The organism is Nibribacter ruber (assembly GCF_009913235.1).
Classification (GTDB): Bacteria; Bacteroidota; Bacteroidia; order Cytophagales; family Hymenobacteraceae; genus Nibribacter; species Nibribacter ruber.
In genome coordinates this window covers 1,420,016-1,438,450 of sequence record NZ_CP047897.1, presented here as the reverse complement: position 1 = coordinate 1,438,450, position 18,435 = coordinate 1,420,016, and the positions used below count along the sequence as shown (strand labels likewise).

At 49.5% G+C, this 18,435-nt stretch carries 17 protein-coding genes; 4 read left to right on the top strand and 13 right to left on the bottom strand.

Translation table 11 applies throughout. The annotated features are described in order from the left end of the window. Positions 1-2: 2 nt before the first annotated feature. On the top strand, positions 3-920 hold the full coding sequence (locus tag GU926_RS06095; RefSeq protein ID WP_160690008.1) for an EamA family transporter: 918 nt from the start codon (positions 3-5) through the stop codon (positions 918-920). A gap of 140 nt (positions 921-1,060) precedes the next feature. Here GU926_RS06095 and GU926_RS06090 read toward each other — a convergent pair whose 3' ends face one another. The 5 genes from GU926_RS06090 to GU926_RS06070 form a co-directional block, all read right to left on the bottom strand. Continuing rightward, the gene (locus GU926_RS06090) at positions 1,061-1,807 is read right to left on the bottom strand and encodes a thermonuclease family protein (RefSeq protein WP_160690006.1); all 747 of its coding nucleotides are present in this window, start codon (positions 1,805-1,807) and stop codon (positions 1,061-1,063) included. A gap of 268 nt (positions 1,808-2,075) precedes the next feature. Further along, complete coding sequence (locus tag GU926_RS06085) at positions 2,076-5,747, bottom strand: AAA family ATPase (protein ID WP_160690004.1); 3,672 nt, start codon at positions 5,745-5,747, stop codon at positions 2,076-2,078. Positions 5,748-5,985: 238 nt separating this feature from the next. Continuing rightward, entirely contained in the window at positions 5,986-6,939 is a 954-nt protein-coding gene (locus tag GU926_RS06080) for a hypothetical protein (RefSeq protein ID WP_160690002.1), read from the bottom strand. A gap of 453 nt (positions 6,940-7,392) precedes the next feature. Further along, positions 7,393-8,718: a hypothetical protein gene (locus GU926_RS06075; RefSeq protein WP_232058448.1), complete on the bottom strand. Its 1,326-nt coding sequence runs from the start codon at positions 8,716-8,718 to the stop codon at positions 7,393-7,395. Positions 8,719-8,751: 33 nt separating this feature from the next. Then, entirely contained in the window at positions 8,752-9,063 is a 312-nt protein-coding gene (locus GU926_RS06070; RefSeq protein ID WP_160690000.1) for a putative quinol monooxygenase, read from the bottom strand. 445 nt (positions 9,064-9,508) lie between these two features. On the opposite strand from GU926_RS06070, the gene GU926_RS06065 reads away from it, so the two are divergent. Together GU926_RS06065 and GU926_RS06060 are read left to right on the top strand one after the other, a co-directional pair. After that, positions 9,509-10,036, top strand: a complete 528-nt coding sequence (locus GU926_RS06065) for a glycine zipper domain-containing protein (RefSeq protein WP_160689998.1) — start codon at positions 9,509-9,511, stop codon at positions 10,034-10,036. 130 nt (positions 10,037-10,166) lie between these two features. After that, on the top strand, positions 10,167-10,634 hold the full coding sequence (locus GU926_RS06060) for a YybH family protein (protein ID WP_160689996.1): 468 nt from the start codon (positions 10,167-10,169) through the stop codon (positions 10,632-10,634). 57 nt (positions 10,635-10,691) lie between these two features. Here GU926_RS06060 and GU926_RS06055 read toward each other — a convergent pair whose 3' ends face one another. The 8 genes from GU926_RS06055 to GU926_RS06020 all read right to left on the bottom strand — a co-directional run bounded on the left by GU926_RS06055 (position 10,692) and on the right by GU926_RS06020 (position 17,608). After that, positions 10,692-11,222: a GNAT family N-acetyltransferase gene (locus GU926_RS06055; RefSeq protein WP_160689994.1), complete on the bottom strand. Its 531-nt coding sequence runs from the start codon at positions 11,220-11,222 to the stop codon at positions 10,692-10,694. A 26-nt stretch (positions 11,223-11,248) separates the two neighbouring features. After that, positions 11,249-12,094, bottom strand: coding sequence for a transporter (locus tag GU926_RS06050; protein ID WP_160689992.1), 846 nt, complete (start codon positions 12,092-12,094; stop codon positions 11,249-11,251). Between the two features lie 303 nt (positions 12,095-12,397). Further along, the gene (locus tag GU926_RS06045; RefSeq protein WP_160689990.1) at positions 12,398-13,456 is read right to left on the bottom strand and encodes an NAD(P)-dependent alcohol dehydrogenase; all 1,059 of its coding nucleotides are present in this window, start codon (positions 13,454-13,456) and stop codon (positions 12,398-12,400) included. A gap of 195 nt (positions 13,457-13,651) precedes the next feature. Beyond that, entirely contained in the window at positions 13,652-14,587 is a 936-nt protein-coding gene (locus GU926_RS06040) for a pyridoxal-phosphate dependent enzyme (RefSeq protein ID WP_160689988.1), read from the bottom strand. A 489-nt stretch (positions 14,588-15,076) separates the two neighbouring features. Next, positions 15,077-15,403 carry a HesB/IscA family protein gene (locus GU926_RS06035; RefSeq protein ID WP_066504595.1) on the bottom strand — a complete coding sequence of 109 codons (327 nt, stop codon included), beginning with the start codon at positions 15,401-15,403 and terminating at the stop codon, positions 15,077-15,079. Between the two features lie 22 nt (positions 15,404-15,425). Continuing rightward, a complete protein-coding gene (locus GU926_RS06030) occupies positions 15,426-15,833 on the bottom strand; it encodes a hypothetical protein (protein WP_160689986.1) in 408 nt (135 codons plus the stop codon). Positions 15,834-15,857: 24 nt separating this feature from the next. Further along, positions 15,858-16,271: a Fe-S cluster assembly scaffold IscU gene (gene iscU, locus GU926_RS06025; protein WP_066504592.1), complete on the bottom strand. Its 414-nt coding sequence runs from the start codon at positions 16,269-16,271 to the stop codon at positions 15,858-15,860. Positions 16,272-16,393: 122 nt separating this feature from the next. After that, on the bottom strand, positions 16,394-17,608 hold the full coding sequence (locus tag GU926_RS06020) for an IscS subfamily cysteine desulfurase (protein ID WP_317165641.1): 1,215 nt from the start codon (positions 17,606-17,608) through the stop codon (positions 16,394-16,396). Between the two features lie 122 nt (positions 17,609-17,730). On the opposite strand from GU926_RS06020, the gene mce reads away from it, so the two are divergent. Beyond that, positions 17,731-18,129, top strand: coding sequence for a methylmalonyl-CoA epimerase (gene mce / locus GU926_RS06015; RefSeq protein WP_160689984.1), 399 nt, complete (start codon positions 17,731-17,733; stop codon positions 18,127-18,129). Positions 18,130-18,435: the final 306 nt, after the last annotated feature.

Here is an 18,435-nt window from a genome sequence, read left to right as displayed (position 1 = left end):
CTATGTCTAAGCAAAACACCTCTGGTGGGCCGGCAGCGCCTGCCGGCTGGCTAAAGATCGCGGCTTTTGCCGCGATTTACATTATATGGGGTTCTACCTACCTGGCCATTGTCTTCGCCATTGATACCCTGCCACCCTTCTTAATGGCGGGCTTGCGCTTTCTGCTGGCCGGGGCCTTGCTGTTTACCTTTGCCAGGCTGCGGGGAGACACGGCGCCGGCGCCTATTCACTGGCGAAGCACTTTCATCATTGGCGGCCTGCTGTTGTTGGTGGGCAACGGAGCCGTGGTTTGGGCTGAGCAGCACGTAGCCTCTGGCATTGCCGCCCTGCTGGTCACCACAGAACCGTTATGGATAGTAGCCCTGCAATGGGCGGGTAAGGAGAAAAACAAACCCAAAAAGGCGGTTCTCCTGGGAATGCTCCTTGGCATTGTGGGCATGTTGGTGCTGGTAAGCCCCTGGAAATCCACCGGAGACATAGCCCTAGGCCCTTGTGTGCTCATCTTTTTTTCAGCGGGAGCCTGGGCCCTAGGTTCTCTATATTCCAACAAAGCTCCTTTGCCCAGCTCACAAGTCCTTACCACGGGCATGCAGATGCTGTGCGGCGGTGCCTTGTTATTGTTGGCAGGAACGGTGGCGGGCGAGTGGCAAACTACCCAGTGGTCTGCGGTAAGCCAACAGTCCTGGTTGGCGTTTGGGTACCTGGTGGTATTTGGGTCCTTGATTGCCTTTACCGCCTATAGCTGGCTCACCCGTGTGGCCCCACCAGCCCAGGTATCTACTTATGCCTACGTGAACCCCGTGATTGCCGTCTTTTTAGGCTGGGCCCTGGCCAACGAAGAAATTACGGCGCAAACCCTGGTAGCCACAGCCCTGTTGGTAACCGCAGTGGTGATCATCACCCTCAAATCAAAGCATTAACTTAATTGCTGGTTGTTAATTGTTAATTGTTGTATCCTCCAAAGGATAATTCTAGTGGAAGAAAAGAGAATAGAACGATGAAAGGAAAGAGGAGATGGAAGCCTTTAGCCCAACAACAATCGACAATCAACAATCATCAATTAAATGGCACAAATGCGGCAGGCTTTGCGGTTGCGTTCTTCGGCGAGGGTGTAGGTGGCTTTGATGATTTTGCTTTTGCAGGTAGAAAGGGCGCGGCAGTCTTTGTCCAGGTGATAGGTGGTGGCCCCGGGGCTGTCACAAAGGTAAACGGGCGCGCCAGCGCTGGCCGACCGTTCTGCGTCATTGGAGTGTATCTTCTTTTGTGTTTTTGTTTTGGCGTTCTTCGCCTTTCTGCCGTTCCTGAATTCCCAGGGGGCCACGGGGTTGGGCCAGTCCCAGAGGCCTCTTTTGTTGGCGCGGGCCTCGGCTTCCAGAATGCCCAACTGCGGGTCTTTGGAGTAAGCGACATAGTGCCAGGCAAATCCGTTTTTCACCATCTCATAATTCACGTTGCGGCCGTCTGGCAGATAAACGATGCCCACGGTACGGCCGTAGCGGTCCAGGTTCTTCACTTCCAGGCGCACGTCCTTCCCGAAGCACAGCTCTGAGATGAACTGCCGCGACCGGGTCCCGAAGTCCTGGTTCTTTTCTGGCGCGTCTATGCCATACAGCCTTACCCGAAGTGGTTTGCCGTCTTTGAGCAGTTCAATGGTGTCACCGTCTTTGATGGCAATGACCCGGTCATACCCTTCTTCTGTAGCCGTGGCTACTTCGGCCTGTTTTTCTGACGTCTGCTGGCAACCCAGCAACAGCAGTACCCAAAAAAAGTAGGCGAAAGAAGACAAAAAACGAGGCTGGGTTTTCATGTGGGTAGGGATATGACGTAGCAATCTTTTTCTGTTACGATTTTAGCAGGCAAGAGTATCTCTTCCCTCTATTCTTTCTGGGCGTTAGTCTTTTACGGGCTAGGTTCAAAACCAAGGCAGCTCAACCATCTGGTAGCCTTGGCCATTCTGTTAAAAAGTATTCTTCAACTAGCCTTTTTTCTTACGAAGTCGTTTTTGACCTATTTTCTGGAAAATACGGCAAAAACGACCTCAGCAGCAAAAGGAATAAAGGGTTGAGGCATGTGCATTAGTCCATCAAAACCCCGGCGCTGCTGACCACCTTGATTTCACTTCGGCCGCCTGCCTGCTTCTGGACTATAATCTGCGTGCTGATGCGTTCTTTCAAAGCCTCTACGTGCGAGATGATGCCAATCATTTTACCGCTGGCCTGCAGGCTCTCCAAAGCGTCCATGGCAATGTCCAGCGTCTCCGCATCCAGCGTCCCGAAGCCCTCATCAATAAACAATGAGTGAATCTGAGCTTTGTGACTGGCTAAATCTGACAAACCCAATGCCAGGGCCAGACTTACCAAAAAGCTTTCGCCCCCGGAAAGGGAGTTGACGGAGCGTACGGCGTCTCCCTGGTAGGTGTCCAGGATCTGCAGTTCCAGTTCAAAGTCCTGGCTTTTTAGAATGCGGTACCGGTCGTTGAGCCGGTGCAGGTGGCGGTTACCCAGTTCTACCAGGCGCGCCAACGTGAGGCTCTGCGCGTATTTGCTGAACTTCTTCCCATCAGCGGACCCAATAAGGCGGGCCAGTTTGTCCCAACGGTCAGCTTCGCCTTTCTGCACGTCTAGCTGCTGCGTGAGCAACTGGTGCTTTTCTCTAAGATGTGTGTCTTGTTGCAGCTTGAGTTCCTGCTGTCCTCTTTGGGCCTGCAATTGGTTTTTCTCTTCCTCCAGGGCCAGCAGAAGCGGTTTTATTTCTTCCAGAGTCAGCTCGGTGAGGTGGCGTTCTTTCTCTGTGCTATATTCTTCTTTTACCTGTTGCAGGCCGTGCGCTAGCTCGTTTAGGGTTTTGCGCAAAGATTCCTGCTCCTGGCGCAGGGCTCGGGCCTCTTGGTCGGGGAGCAGCATGGCCTGTAGCTGGGCCAGGGATTGAAAACCTAGCGGTTGGGCCTGGGTGAGGATTTCTGTCTCCAAGCTTGCTAACAATTGCTGGGTGCGCTCCTGGTCTTTTTGCTTTGACGTCAGCTCATGGATGAGCAAGGCCAGTTGCTTTTGCTCCTGGTGCAAAACGGCTTCTGCGGCCTGCCAGGCGTGGGCGGTGTGCTGCACGTTTTGTTGAAGGCGCTGCTTTTCAGTCTGCGGATTCTGCCCCTCAGGTAACAACCCAAAACGTTTCATCTTGATTTCCTGCAGGCTGTTCTGAGCCATTTGAACCTGCTCGAGGCGCTTTTGAAGGTCTTCTTGTTTTTCTGCCAGGGAGGCGGTGCTGGCTTTCAGCTCGGCCTGGGCCTGGGTGTATCTTTCCCTCAGCTCTGGCAAAGCGGCATCTTTCTGGGCATAGGCGTTCTTGCGGGCTTCTAATTGTGCCAGCAAGTCTAAGCCGTTGCTGCCTGTGAACGGTACACCGTACGTCTGGAAGAATCCTTTCAAGGTCTGGGAAACCACCTGCTCCTGTTCTGAAAGGTCTTGCAACTCTTCCATCGTTTTATCTAACTGACTTTGAAGGTGTCCTCGTTTTTGGGCGGAATTTTCCAAAACATGCTCAAAACGTTGTTTGTCCTGCAGGAGGGTGAGCTCTAGCTGTTTGGCCTGTTCTATCTGAGTGCGCACGCCCCTAAGCTGCTGTAAGGCGGCGGTGGCCTTGGTCAATTCTTCTTTGCGCGCCGTCCAGGTTTTTTCAATTGCCTCGCCTGCGGCAATATCATGTGCCATGGATAAGGCAGAGTTCAACTGTGAGAACTGTTCTTGCAAGCGCTGTGCCTGCTGCTCTAGGCCAGTTAGTTGCTGCTGGGTATGTTCCTGGGCTAGTTCTAATTTATGGACGGCCGCCGCTTGGTCTCTCTCCTGGGTCTGCAACTGTTTCACCTGCGCCAGCTGTAGCTGTACTTTTTGCTCTGCCTCAGAAAGGGTCTGGGGTTGATGTTCTGTGACAAACGGGTGATGCTGTGAGCCGCACAAAGGGCAAGGCTGTTCTGGCTGCAGCTGGGTTCTAGCCTCTTCATACTCCTGGATCTTGCGCTGCAGGTCTACAATCTGTTGCAGGTTCTGGAGCTTGTCCTGGGCTTGTTCTTGCTGGGCCAACGTGCCTGCCAGCTGCGCGCGTTGCTCCTTTACTTGTTGTATCAGCTGGTCTACCTGAGTCTGAAGGCTCTTTTTAGATTCCTCTGCCTGCACGTACGTTTTGCTAAGGTCCAGTTGTTTTTCTAGTTGGCTACAGAGGGCAGGCAGGTCTTGGCAGAGTTGTTCCAGGGCATCGGGCTGTTGACCCGACAGGACGGTTTCTGCCTGTTGCCGTAATTGCAGGAGTACTGTTTGTTGCTCCGTCAGTTTTTGTTCTGTGCTGGCCAGCTGGGTCTGGGCCGAGGCGCCGTTTTTGGCCTCTTTTTCCAGTTCCAGGGCAAAACCAGCTTGTTCTTTTTGGTACTTGGCTTTGTGCCTGTGAACCTCCTCCAGGTTCTTCAACTCAGATTTACCTTCCGGAAGGCTCTGGGCCAGTTCTTTGTCTAGGGCGTGCGCGGCCAGCCAGGCCTTTAGCTGCTTGCCTTCTTCCAGAAGCTTTTGTTCATGTAGCTGTTGGCTGGCCAGGGTAGATGCCAGGGATTGAACCTGGGTTTGCAGGCTGGCGGTGGTGTGCTGGTCTTTCTCAAGCTGCTGCTCCTGCGCCGCTATCTGGGTATCTTGCTGCAGGACCTGGTCTAAGGTGGGCTCAGCGGTAGTGAGTGCCTGCTGGGCGTGGGTGTGTGCTGTCTTAGCAGCCTCGGCCAATGCCTGCTGACCTGCTACTTTCTGTTCCTGCGCCGGTACCTGGTGCTGCAACTGTTGCACCGTTTCTTCCAGCGCCTGGTACTGACGGTTGAGCTCTGTGAATCGGACCAAATCGCTTTGGAAAGGCTGTACCTGTTCATGCTGCTGCAGCTTTTGTTGCTGCGGCAGCCACGCTTCTTGTCTGGCCTGGGCGTCTTGTACCTGGCTGGTGTATGTTTGTTCCCTGGCTTGAAGTTTCAGCAGATGCTCTAACCAGATTTGCTCCTGATGGTGTTGTTGGCTGCGCTTCTGGGCCAGTTGGGCTTCTTCCTTCAGGCGCTGCACTTCCTTTTGCAGGGCCGTGCGGTCTTCTTCAGACAAGAGCTGGTCTAGCTGAAGGCGCTGTTCAATGTCTTGTAGTTTCTGCTTCTCGGCTTTTGCCTTGTCAAAGGCGGCCACCGAAATCTGAGAGTAGATGCGGGTATCCGTTAGCTTTTCCAGGAGTTCGCTGCGCTCGCTTTCGCTGGCTTTCAGGAAACGCGTAAAATCTCCCTGACTGAGCATGACGGACCGTAGAAACTGCTGAAAATCCAAGCCGCACAAGTCTATGATGCGCTGGCGGGTCTCAGAGAGGCGGCTCTCCAGCACTTCCTGGGTGGTGGCGTCAATGAGTTCCATCACGGGGCTTTGCAGCTTGCCCTCTGCCTTGCTTCGGCTTCTACGAAGGCTCCAGCGCGCCCTATAGCTTTTACCCTCAGCCTCAAATTCCACTTCAGACCAGCACTCACCGGTGTGGCGGGTCATGATTTCGGCTACCTCACGGCCATGGCGCGGCACTTGTCCGTACAGGGCCACCGTGATGGCGTCTAGAATGGTGGTCTTGCCCGCACCCGTGGGACCCGTTATGGCAAACAACCCGCTCTCACTCAAAGGCGGCAAATGAAAGGCAATAAAGTGCTCGCCCTGCAGCGAGTTCAGGTTATAGAAGCGGACGGACGTTATCTTCACGGGATTGGAAACTAAGCGAGTCCCTAAAGATAACAGGTTTTGAGGAAGGATAGGAGGGCGGCATTTCCGTTTTTGGTCTCTTTCCGGGAAAATACCCCAAAAACGACAAAGCCAGCTTCTGGGTGGAAGGCTGGCTTTGTCGTTTTTGGGAGGATGGGGAATTATTAAAGGTAGTTATTATGGAACTGGTGTAAACGGAGTACCGACCGTTGGCGAACGTATGGTTTTTACACATTGTTCACATTTGTTTTTCAATTTTATGCTTCAATGAATTTAGAAGCCTTACTTCAAAGTCTTTTATAATTGTATTTGCCCAAAAGTTAGCATACCCATTCATTTTCGAGTTTAGAGTATAGTCACAGGTAAGGGTAAGTTTTGTCTGATCTTTATTTATTTTGTGAAGTCGGTAATATATTTTATCAAAATAGAAATTGCCACTTTGTAGCAAATGTTTATCTGTAGGTAAATCTCTTAATCTAGACTTATCTAATAGGATTTTGAACTCTACATAATGAAGAGTGTCAATCTGTGAGATGCTTTCATATAACCTAAGACCTTCTGAAAAATATCCGATCCTCACTTTCTGGCCATCTGTGGTATACACTTTTGATTTAATAGGCCTTGGGACGCCAATCCAGTTCAGTAAGCCATAATTATATTCTGCTTCCTTTATTTCTGGAACTTCTAAAATGTTTTCCCAAACAACTTCTTGATTGGTATTGATGACAATTTGAGTTTCTACACGAAATTTCTCAGACTTGTTTGGTAAAAGAGACTCAACCGGATTAAGAATAAATGGAAGAAGCATAATTGAGTAAAGCTTTTTAGAGCTTCTGTTCTTAATGAAAGGTGCCAAAACTAAGCCAACTATTCCCGCTGTTATTAAGAATGGAAATGAAATAATGAGAATGCAAAGCCAATCTTCAACTCCGCTTGATAGCGTAAGGATGAAAAAAATTAGAACGCTAAGGAAGGGAAATGCGAACTGTTTCCATTTTGAATTCAGAAGTTCTTTCCTAGCAAAAACAATTGGGATAATTGCAATGACAATTGGTAAGACCCAAACAAAGGAGACAGTATAAATATTATAGATATTATAAATAGTATCAACTACTTCTCTTTCGCAAATTAGCCTGTAGATAAAGCCATAAACAGCGCCAAATATAACTCCTGTATATTGTATGTAATTCATTCTTCTAAGAAAGACCAACGGTTATATTAAACGGCGTCGGCAGCCGTCGGCCGAAACTAGCATTATTAATCCAAAAGAATTTGGGTTTTCTGTTAAGCTCATTTATGTCTCACCAGGCCTCACTTTGGTTTATTCTCTGGCTGAAAAGCAATAAAACGGAAAATAGCATACCCCCTTGCAATACAGAGTTAGCAAGGTGAGGCACGAGAGAATTCGTTAATGCATCGTTTTTGACTTGTTTTCAAGAGAACAGACCAAAAACGATGTACGCAAGCTTCCTGCTTCCAATCTCCTAAATGACAACATTATAGTAGAGGCTATTGGTATTTACCTATCATTGATGATCATATGAAAGTATAATGTGCAGCCAAAGCCGCCACCAGTCAGTTGTGGATATGCAAAGCAGCTTTCTTTTCCCTTAAGGAAAGCAATTAGGTAGATAGAAGTACCAGACTATTTTGTTTTCTGGAGCAAGTCGGTGGGCGTGACCTGGTTGCTGAGGAGTTCACCAAACAATTGCCAGCGCTTGTCTGTGGCTGAGGCGGTGCCGCCCTGGGTCTCAATGTACTGCTTCACCAGGTCCTGGCCATAGTTGTAGTTAATCACGTAGCTGCGGTATTTTTGGATGAAGTCTACTGATTTCTCAGCCGATGCTTTTTCATAAAGGCCTTCCGCTACCAGTTGCTGCGCAGCCTGGGCCTGGGTGATGGTACCGGCCAGAAGTTTTCTGCCTACCTCATTTCGCACGTAGTTGAGTTTGCCCATTAAGGCGCTGGCCTTGTAGTAGAGGCTTAGGTGAGTCGTATCCAGGCCAGCCAAAGGTAACAAGACTTCCCGGGCGTAGCGCTGGTGTTCGGCGGGCGGAAAGGCCACGCTTACGCCGTAGTTGGCGCTGCCCTCGGCAATAAACGACTGCGGACTGAACAACGGATACAGTGATATTTCAATGCCGCCTTGGTCTTGGTACAGGTTTTTCTCCAGCAGGGCATTGTACACGTGGTGGCCCGGGTAGCCTTCATGGCAGGCCAGTAGAATGGCGTCATTGATGCTCTTGGGAAGGTCTGTGTTCACTTGAATCACGCTCTGCTGATAGCCTTTGTACCAGTTGTAGCCAGACCAGGGCTTGTTGGTGACATATTCAATCACAAAGGACTCTTGCGCCGGAAGCTGAAAATGCTGCAGCGTACGGCGGCGGGCTTCAGCCACGGCGGTTTTGAAGACGGTATCCAGTTTGGTTTTGGGAAGGTAGAAACTGCTGGCCAGTTTCTGATACCGCTCCTGCACCGTGCCGGAACCTAGCAACAGGCTGTCCAACTGCTTCACAATGCCGGGAAAAGTGCCCTCAGGGAAGTGCGGAGCCACCACACCAAACAGGTCCTTGGATTCTTCGTCAAAGGAAGCGTACTCGCCAGAAATAATCTTGATGCGGCGCCCGAAGGCTACCAATTGCTGAGAGATCCAGTGGGCGCGCGTTCTTAGGCTGTCTGGTGTTTCTGCGGTGGTGTAGGGCTTCAACTGGCCAAGCAAATGATGAACCTGTACCAGCAGGGTGTCTTTGGGGAACGTGGGCTGCTTGGGTCCGGTTGGTTTTAAGGAGTCTGGCCCGTAATAAGCATCAACAAAGTCCGGATCATATTGGCCAATGCCTAAACCGAGTTGCACGTATTCTGCCGCCAGTTGGTTCAGTTTTGCTACGTCATCCGTTTTTGGGCTCTTTTGGCCAGAACAAGCCAAAAACAAAGGCATGGCCAGCAGCAGCCAGAGATTTCTTACGCTCATGTGAAAAGGAGGATTGTTAAGGTTACCTGTCAGTTAGCGCTTGCCTCCCGACAACGTCAATTCAGTTCTTTCAGGTTTGCCCGCCAGCAGGGGCATGGCCTGCATGATCAATTCCTTACAGCCCGCAATAGTCAAAGAGGCGTCATGATCGGCTTTACTGTCCCAAATCTCGCTTATCCAGATACAGTCCTGGTGCTGGGTGTCTTTGTAAACCAGGTATTGGTGGCACCCTTTTGCGGTGGAGACCAGTTGAGCCGCCTGCAGCAAGATAGAAAGGAGTGCTTCGCGTTGGCCGGGCTGGGCCGTCATTTTCCCAAACAGGGCGTATTCTTCAGTGTTTTCCATACGTGAGACTGAGCGGGCAAGCAATTATTTGTTTTACTTCTTATAATAAAGTAATTCCTTGCTTTGCCAGAAATTGTGTAGCCTAAGGTACTAGAATATATTAAATTCTATATTATAAAGTACCTGGTCTGTTAAGGAATGGATTCGGGTAGAAGGTTAATAGTCAGGAAGGTAAGCGTATGTTTTAATCGAAATAAAAACTCCCAAACAGAGAGAATGGACCAGTGTAGGGGCTTGTGCACGCATCTAAAATGCAGTGTAGGGAGTATAAGCCTTCTGATGGTAGGTAACGCGCATTAGCTTTTTGGCACGGTACTTGAATAATGACTGTCAGAACGAAACAAAAAGATTTAAACGCTCTGCAAGAAATTGGCACGGAACTTGAAATAAGGTCAACCACAACAGAGTGAATGAAAAAACATCTCCCACAATAAAAGAAACTGTTATGAAAAAGGTAAATGTAATGTTAAGCCTGGTGTTGATGATTGCTTTACTAGTAAGCGGATCTGTTCAAGCACAAGATAAAAAGTGGAGCCCACAAGCGAAAGGTGCCGTGATTGGCGGTGTTACCGGAGCTGCTGCCGGGGCCATCATTCACAAAAGAAACCGCGCCGTAGGTGGTGTAGTGGGTGGTGTTGGTGGAGCCGCCGTTGGGTATGGGGTTGGTAAGATCATTGACAACAAACAAAAGAAAAGAGAGGCTGAGCGTGTAGCCGAGTTCAACAGAAACGTTGCCGCTAACAGAGCCTATGCCTATAGTTCTTCTAACAGATCTGCCGGATCAAGCAGAAAAGCATCAACTACTAAAGCTGCTGCCGTTGCTGCCCCCGCCGCTACCATGGCCTACACGGGCTATACTGCCGGCCAGCCACAGATCATGAGCATGGACAACATGGCCTTTTTGCCGAACGAAGACTACGGTGACTATTCTAAGCCTTACTCTAACACAGAGTACAGAAGAAAGAGCTGGTAAGCGATACCGCTTAAAATTAGAAAGCCCAGGCCCTGTGCTTGGGCTTTTTTCTTACCCAAATCGTAAAATATTTGAAACTCCTAATATTTAAAAGGAGTATGAGGCATATCCATCACTAAAACCCGATTCTATGAAATCAAATATGTTAATGTTCTTGGTAGTGCTGTTAGTAGGTTTCTCTTCCTGTACCAAGATGGAAGAAAAAGAACCCTTCAACGTTTCTACACTCAGCCAACAGTTTATTGGCGCCTGGAACAGCAAAAACTCTACCCAGCTAGATACCCTACTGGCCGAAGACGCCCACTTTGTGCAAGGCGAGGTACATTTCAACGGAAAAAGCGAAGTGTCCCAGAAATGGGTACGCGAGACCATGGGGACGATTGAGAACCTGAGAACGTCTGCCATCAGCACAGGCGCCGATGAAAAAATTGCCTTTGAAGGTGGTACTTTCACCGTTGATGTAATCCCAGAAAGCCGCGAATTGCCAAGAGGCCAGGGCGAAGGCAACTACATGCTGATTTGGAAAAAGAACGACAAAGGCGCTTGGAAACTGCACTACGCCCAGCTGGAAGACCATCCGGTAGAGGTAAAGCGCTAAATTTCCTAGAGTCCATACTAACAAAAGGCCACCAGTTTTCTGGTGGCCTTTTGCGTTTCATGACAAGAGCTCTTTCTTGTACAAGTTCAGGTCTTCCTGGGTGTTGGGGTCCTGCAGCGTGTTGTTGAACCTAAACCCAAGCTTCTCTAGCAACCGGATGGAAGCGTGATTGTCTGGCAGGGTCATGGCCAGTAGGCGGGGGATTTTGAGTTCTTCCCGGGCGTAGGTGAGCACCCCTTGGGCCGCTTCGGTGGCGTATCCCTTTCCGCCAAAACCAGGCAAAAACGCATAGCCCAGGTCTGGGCCCGGTAGATACTCGCGTTGCACCAACCCACACAGTCCCATGGCCGCCTGGTCTTCCTTCCGGCGCACCAGATACATGCCGAAGCCCTGCAGCCGGTATTTGCCGAAGTAGGCGTTCTCCATGTAAAAATGGGCCTGTTCCAGCGTGTGCACGTTCCTGTCTCCTATGTACATTAGCCAGCCCGGACTGTTGACGATCTCTAAGATAAACGGAGCGTCTGCGGGCGTGACCCTACTTAAGGTTAGGCGATCGGTTTCTACAACAAAATCGGTTTCTAGCGGCATAAGGGTAGAGGTCAGTTTCTTGCTGCTTACTGAGGCAGACGCAGGCTAAGGCCGACGCCGGTAAAGAAATTGGGAACGTCCAGAGAAAGATTGGTCCCTATGATCGCGTCTATTTGCAGGTTGGGTAAAATCAAGAACTGCAGGCCGCCGTCAATGTTGTTTTCAGAATTGGTGTTGGTCTTTTCGCCAAAATACTCCCCAAACAGAGAAATCCTATCCGTTAGTTTGCCGCTCAAAGTAGCCGAGTACTGGATTTTTTCTTCCATTTCACCGTACTCAGGCTCTTTTCTGTAGCCAACGTTGTACTGCAGCTGAATCCTGTCTGTGAGGTGGTTGGAAAGCAGTAGTTTGAACTCTGGTGCTACGTTTTCAGGTTTGTACCCTTCTTTGCCCAAGGGCAGCTCCAACATGAGCAAAAGAGACAGTTCAGGTACCAAGCCCTTCTCTTGCAGTACGTTCACTTTTGACCCCACTCGCACGGTGCTCAGTCCCTTGCGCTGGTAGGCCAGCTGGTCGCCAGACCAGGTCTGCTGGCGTCTGAAGGTCCCTTCGGCGCGAAACTCTACTATGGAGGAGATGCCCACCCGCACCAGTGCCTGGGGGTATAGCCATTCTTTGCCTACCAAATCTCCGTATTCGTTTCTTTCAAACTGTGCTCCCGTTTCTAGCTGGAAATAGCCGTTGGGTACCAGGCTGGAGGCCTCGGTTTTGCTGGGCCGGTCCGTTTCAAATTCTTGTTCGGCGGCTTCCTGGGCAAAAACGGTTAATTGCACCAAGAGGAAGAAGAGTAGGAGGGATGCTTTTTTCATGGAATAGAAGATGGAATTGCTTTTGACCCCGAAGGTAAAGAACTCAGCGCCCATTTTGCTCATTGCCGCCAGCTTACTGCTAAATTCAGTATTTATTCAGATGATGTTAAAAAAAACCTACCAGTTGCTGCCAAGTGAAAAAATCACATCAACTTCTTCCGCAACGCCAGTGCAACCTAATCGCTTGTAAACTACAATGGATGCCTCATTACGTCAAACTCACAGCAAGAAATTTTCTCCCTTTCTATCTGAAAACGGATTACTCCCATGCCATCGTTTTTAGCCTCTTTTCTGGAAAATACGCCAAAAACGCCAAGAGCCAGCCTTTGGTAAGGGCTGGCTCTTGGCACCTAAAATTTATTTCACTTACGCATTTTCAGGCTCCAGGGTAGCCATGTCAATCACGAAGCGGTACTTCACATCCCCAGCCAGCATCCGGTCATAGGCCGTGTTAATCTGCGACATGTTAATCACCTCAATGTCTGACAAGATGTTGTGCTCAGCGCAGTAATCCAGCATCTCTTGCGTTTCGGCGATGCCGCCAATCAAAGAACCGGCAATGCTTCTACGGCCAAAGATCAAGGTGCCTGCGTGCAGTTCTGGCGCTTCGGGCGGAACGCCCAACAGAATCATGGTACCGTCGCGTCTCAGCAAACCGGCGTACATGTCCAGGCTTACTTTGGCGGAAACCGTGTTGATGATGAAGTCAAAATAGCCGCGCACCTGCTTTAGGGCATTCTCGTCTTTGGTCACCACAAACTTGTGGGCTCCCAGGGACTGCGCATCGGCTTCTTTGTTGGGCGAAGTACTCAGTACGGTAACCTCGGCACCCATGGAGGCGGCTAGTTTCACGGCCATGTGGCCCAAACCACCTAAGCCCACCACGCCTACTTTGTGTCCTTGGCCTACTTTCCAGTGTCTTAAAGGAGAATAGGTGGTAATGCCAGCGCATAGCAAGGGTGCCACGCGGGCCAAATCCTGGTCTTCTCTAATCTTAAGCACGAATTTCTCTGACACCACAATTTGGTTAGAGTAACCACCGTACGTTGGTGTGTCCAAGCCTTTTTCTGGGCTGTTGTAGGTGCCCGTGAAGCCGTTCTCACAATATTGCTCATAGCCATCAGAACAGCTCGGGCACGACTGGCAAGAATCTACCATACAGCCTACGCCGGCCAAATCGCCTTCCTTGAAGTTTTGTACGTGCTCACCTACGCGCACCACGCGGCCCACAATCTCATGGCCGGGCACCACGGGGTAGTTGGCGCCGCCCCATTCGCCTTTGGCAGTATGTAAATCTGAGTGGCACACGCCACAAAACTGGATTTCTATTAATACGTCATGCGGACCTACGTCCCGGCGCTGGAAGTTAAACGGGGCCAACGGAGAGTTGGGGTCAAAAGCGGCATATCCTTTGGTTGCAAGCATTTTTATATGATTTAGTGTGCAGATGAAAAGGGTAATCCTAAAGATACGGGAAGACAGCTTCTTAGATGTGCTTCTTTTGCTTGCGTTTCGGTAATTAGTTGTATCTCAAATGCTGTCCTCCAGGAAACCACCTCGGCCTTTGTGCTGCTATTTGATGTGCTTTTCCGTTTTTAGCCAGTTTTCTGGAAAACAGCCCTAAAACGGAAGCTTGGTTACATCCACATTTCCACCGGATAATATGATTCCCACCTTCTTACCAGCGTAACTCTGCTTTTCCTTTAACAAAGCCGCGAAGGCCACCGCACTGGATGGCTCAATGACGATTTTGAGTCGTTCCCAAATTAGACGCATGGCCGCCACAATTTCTTTTTCCTCCACCCGGATAATCTTCTCCACGTGCTCTTTGATGATAGGGAAGTTGATGTCGCCTAGTTGGGTTCTAAGTCCGTCGGCTATGGTGTTGGTAGTCTCATTGGATTCAATCAGGCCGCTTTGCAGGGAACGATAGGCATCATCTGCCCCGAATGGTTCGCCGCCTACCACTTTGCAATTCTGGCCAAAGTAATGTGCCGCCAAAGCCGTACCGCCAATTAATCCGCCGCCGCCCACGGGAGAGAAGACGTAGTCCAGGTCTGGGTAGTCTTGCAGCAACTCTAGCACCGCCGTGCCTTGCCCTAAAATTACCTCCAGATCATTGGACGGATGGATAAAATACGCACCCGTTTCTTTTTCTACCTGAGCCGCCATTTCTTCGCGGGCAATAGGAGTAGAGGCACATTCAATAATCTGACCGCCATAACCCACCACCGCATCTTTCTTTACCTGTGGCGCATTCTCTGGCATGACAATGTAGGCCTTCACACCAATGCTCTGCGCCGCCAGGGCCAAGGCTTGCGCGAAATTCCCCGAGGAGTGTGTCACTACGCCTTTGGCTCTCTGTTCTTCAGACAACTGTAAAATAGCATTCACCGCCCCGCGCATCTTAAAGGCACCCATTCGCTGAAAATTCTCACACTTAAAGAACAACCTAGCGCCCGCCATTTCATCTAACAACCTGGAGGTAAGCACTGGGGTGCGATGAATGTAAGAGGCAATTCTGGTTTGGGTGGCAAGCAGTTCTTCTCTGGTCATGGCGCAGAAGGATAGAAGTGAAGGTGGGTTTTGCTTCGCAAAGGAAGTAAAAAGTATGAACAGATGAATCGGGGAATATTAACAGTAACCCGCTCTTCCGGATTTCTAATCTGGAAGTTGTGAGTTGGGGATTTGCAATCCCCGCGCCTGAAAAGGCGCAAGAGCGCATGCTGGTCTGTATCGTTTTTAGCTTGTTTTCTGGGAATCATGCCAAAAACGAATCGCTTGATAGAATCTAGCACACACATTGCGCCGTGAACAGCGCGGGGATTGCAAATCCCCAATTCGGTGCTTCCGGATTACAAATCCGGAAGAGCAGAGAGAAAGCAGAAAGCAAATGAAAGGGAAGCAGGAGATATAGCTGCTTTACAAATCGTTTTGGCTTGTTTTCCGGAAATCAGGACAAAAACGAGAACTGAAAACCTAAAGCCTATAAACAAGAAAAGCCACCTCATTGGGTGGCTTTTCTTGTTTATTCAAATACGTTGCTCATACAGAGAAACTGTCCCCGCAACCGCAGGTACGGCTGGCGTTGGGGTTGTTGAAGTAGAAGCCTTTGCCATTTAATCCGTCAGAGAAATCTAACTCGGTGCCTGCCAGATAGAGGAAGCTTTTCATGTCTACCACTACCTTCACGCCTTTGTCTTCAAACTCCTGGTCCATAGGCTTCACTTCGTCGTCAAAGTCAAGCTTATAGGACAGACCGGAGCATCCGCCACCGGCCACAGAGGCTCTTAGTCTGAAGCTGTCATCTATATTAGAATCCTTCTTCAGCTTTTCTACTTTCTCTTTTGCTTTATCAGAAACGGTAATCATACGCGTATCCTCCTTTCTTTTTCTAAGAGACCGGGTTTAAGACCACACTAAACACAGTGATGGTGTTCATGTCCCGGCCAAAGTACAGTTTATCTAAGGCGTCATACATGTTAGAGGCTCTAAAGTACGAGGTGTTGAGCTCGCGCTCACCCCGGGCCATCCACTGGATGGTAAAAGAGCTCTCCTGGTCACGTGACTGACGCACATAGTCCAACATCTTCCGCAAAGCGTCCACGCGGTCATAGCCGGTCACTGTATGTAACAGAAACGACTGATGGTGGCGCGGGTTTACGGTAATCAAATCCAAACGCATCCGGTCTTCCATGGGCCTGAAGTCAAACAACAGCTGACTGCTGTCCAGACCTAGGTGTTCTTCTATCTGCTTCTGTATACGGGCACTTTCTACGTGCGCGTTAGTGGAAACATCCATGCTTAGCGGTGCGTCTTGGGTTGATTAATGATGAGACTTAGCTACTTCTAGTGGCTCCATACCGTTTTTAACGCGGTAGTCATTGATAGCCGCTTTGATAGCATCTTCGGCTAGCACAGAGCAGTGAATTTTAACCGGCGGCAAGGCCAACTCTTCCACAATCTCCATATTGTCAATGGCCAAGGCCTCATCTACGCTCTTGCCCTTCAACCACTCAGTAGCCAAAGAAGAAGAAGCGATGGCAGAACCACAACCAAACGTCTTGAACTTGGCGTCTGTAATCACTTGGTTCTCATCTACCTCAATCTGAAGACGCATAACGTCACCACACTCAGGGGCACCTACCAAACCGGTACCAACGTTGTTTTTTGCTTTGTCCAGCGTACCCACGTTGCGCGGGTTGCTGTAATGGTCAATTACTTTATCTGAATAAGCCATAGCTTTAATTAATTAAAAATTAGAAATTATGAATTAGAAATTAGGCTAATCTATTAGAAAATAAGCAGTTAAAAAGCTGGGATAAATTTCTAATTTTTAATTCCTAATTTCTAATTGGTCTCTTAGTGTTCTGCCCACTCAATAGAGTCAAGGTCAATTCCCTCCTGGAACATTTCCCACAGCGGGCTTAGTTCACGAAGTTTAGTCACGGCTTCTTTCACGTGGTTGATGGCGAAATCTACTTCTTCTTCTGTCGTGAAACGGCTTAAGCCGAAACGCAGGGAAGAGTGCGCCAAGTCATCGCTCATTCCCATGGCCTTCAATACATAAGAAGGCTCCAGGGAGGCAGACGTACAGGCTGAGCCAGAAGAAACGGCAATGTCTTTCACGCCCATCATCAGGCCTTCACCCTCTACATATTTGAAAGAGATGTTGCTCACGTGCGGCAGACGGCTTTCTTTGTTGCCGTTCAGGTAAGACTCTTCCATTTGCAACAACTCAGACTCTAGACGGTCACGCATTTTGATGATGCGGGCAGTGTCAGAGGCCATGTCGGTGCGGCAGATCTCAGCGGCTTTTCCTAAGCCTACAATGCCTGGTACGTTCAAGGTACCAGAACGCATGCCGCGCTCATGTCCACCACCGTCCATCTGGGCGGTCACTTTCACTCTTGGGTTTTTACGACGAACATAAAGAGCGCCAACGCCTTTAGGACCGTACATTTTGTGACCAGAGAAGGCCATTAGGTCAATACCGTCGGCTTTCACGTCCACCGGAATTTTACCTACCGCCTGGGTAGCATCAGAGAAGAATAACACACCGTGCTTTTTGGCAATGGCGCCAATCTCTCTGATGGGTTGAACCACGCCAACCTCGTTGTTACCATACATGATAGAAATCAGGATGGTCTTGTCCGTGATGGCGGCTTCCAGCTCTTGCAGGTCAATAAGGCCTTCAGAGTTCACTTGCAGATAGGTTACCTGTCCGCCAATTTTCTCAATGTGCTTACACGTATCCAACACCGCTTTGTGCTCAGTGGTGGCCGTGATGATATGGTTACCTTTTGAGGCGTACATCTCAAACACCCCTTTAATGGCAAGGTTGTCAGATTCTGTCGCGCCAGAGGTGAAGATTAGTTCTTTAGGGTCGCAGTTGATCAACGCGGCAATCTGCTCGCGGGCATAATCAACGGCTTCTTCGGCGGCCCAACCGAAAGGGTGGTTACGGGAAGCGGCGTTCCCGAAGTGGTTGGTGAAATACGGCAACATGGCCTCCAACACGCGCGGGTCCATGGGCGTGGTGGCATTGTTATCTAAATAAATCGGAAATTTCAGCATCTTCGTCAATAGTTTTCCTTTGTAGCGGTTATCAGAAAAACAGAATTATGGCCCTGTTAGTTTGATTTCCGGGACAAAATTACAACAAAATTCCTTACTTAGACTGATTATAAACTTATTGTATGCATGTAGAACACATAGGCATAGCCGTGAAAAGCTGTGAAGACGCCAATAAACTGTTTACAAAGCTGTTAGGAGCCGAGCCCTACAAAGCCGAAACCGTAGAGAGCGAAGCCGTTAACACCTCCTTCTTTCACGTGGGCAACACCAAGATTGAACTCTTAGAAGCCACCGCCGAGCACTCCGCCATCGCTAAATTTATAGAACGAAAAGGAGAAGGCATCCACCACATCGCTTTTGAGGTAGCAGACATTCACGCTGAAATGGAACGGTTGAGAGCCGAAGGTTTCCAATTGCTGAACGAAGCTCCAAAACGCGGTGCAGACAATAAATTGGTCTGTTTCATCCATCCAAAGTCTGCCAACGGCGTGCTGGTAGAACTGTGCCAGGAGATAAAGTAACCAACCGTTTTTGGCTTGTTTTCTAGTGAAACAGGCCAAAAACGAAATTGCATTGTTGGGAAAGGGAATGGCGGAAGACATTCGTAGGAGCTTCGCGCACCATGAGGTCTGGGAACTTGTATTTCGTCTGATTGAAATTTCTGCCAGGCCTTGAGATTTGTGCTATACCAAAGGATACCAGGTGAAGTAGGTGTTATAAAATAATGAAGTTAGTCATCAAGGCTCTTCCGGATTTGTAATCCGGAAGTAGGGAGATGGGGATTTGCAATCCCCATGTGCAGAGTCAGGTACACTTGCGCGCAGGCG

Coding starts and splice junctions, on each gene's coding strand:
- GU926_RS06095 (WP_160690008.1), top strand. CDS start 3: ATGTCTAAGCAAAACACCTCTGGTGGGCCGGCAGCGCCTGCCGGCTGG.
- GU926_RS06090 (WP_160690006.1), bottom strand. CDS start 1,807: ATGAAAACCCAGCCTCGTTTTTTGTCTTCTTTCGCCTACTTTTTTTGG.
- GU926_RS06080 (WP_160690002.1), bottom strand. CDS start 6,939: ATGAATTACATACAATATACAGGAGTTATATTTGGCGCTGTTTATGGC.
- GU926_RS06075 (WP_232058448.1), bottom strand. CDS start 8,718: ATGAGCGTAAGAAATCTCTGGCTGCTGCTGGCCATGCCTTTGTTTTTG.
- GU926_RS06070 (WP_160690000.1), bottom strand. CDS start 9,063: ATGGAAAACACTGAAGAATACGCCCTGTTTGGGAAAATGACGGCCCAG.
- GU926_RS06065 (WP_160689998.1), top strand. CDS start 9,509: ATGAAAAAGGTAAATGTAATGTTAAGCCTGGTGTTGATGATTGCTTTA.
- GU926_RS06060 (WP_160689996.1), top strand. CDS start 10,167: ATGAAATCAAATATGTTAATGTTCTTGGTAGTGCTGTTAGTAGGTTTC.
- GU926_RS06055 (WP_160689994.1), bottom strand. CDS start 11,222: ATGCCGCTAGAAACCGATTTTGTTGTAGAAACCGATCGCCTAACCTTA.
- GU926_RS06050 (WP_160689992.1), bottom strand. CDS start 12,094: ATGAGCAAAATGGGCGCTGAGTTCTTTACCTTCGGGGTCAAAAGCAAT.
- GU926_RS06045 (WP_160689990.1), bottom strand. CDS start 13,456: ATGCTTGCAACCAAAGGATATGCCGCTTTTGACCCCAACTCTCCGTTG.
- GU926_RS06040 (WP_160689988.1), bottom strand. CDS start 14,587: ATGACCAGAGAAGAACTGCTTGCCACCCAAACCAGAATTGCCTCTTAC.
- GU926_RS06035 (WP_066504595.1), bottom strand. CDS start 15,403: ATGATTACCGTTTCTGATAAAGCAAAAGAGAAAGTAGAAAAGCTGAAG.
- GU926_RS06030 (WP_160689986.1), bottom strand. CDS start 15,833: ATGGATGTTTCCACTAACGCGCACGTAGAAAGTGCCCGTATACAGAAG.
- iscU (WP_066504592.1), bottom strand. CDS start 16,271: ATGGCTTATTCAGATAAAGTAATTGACCATTACAGCAACCCGCGCAAC.
- GU926_RS06020 (WP_317165641.1), bottom strand. CDS start 17,608: ATGCTGAAATTTCCGATTTATTTAGATAACAATGCCACCACGCCCATG.
- mce (WP_160689984.1), top strand. CDS start 17,731: ATGCATGTAGAACACATAGGCATAGCCGTGAAAAGCTGTGAAGACGCC.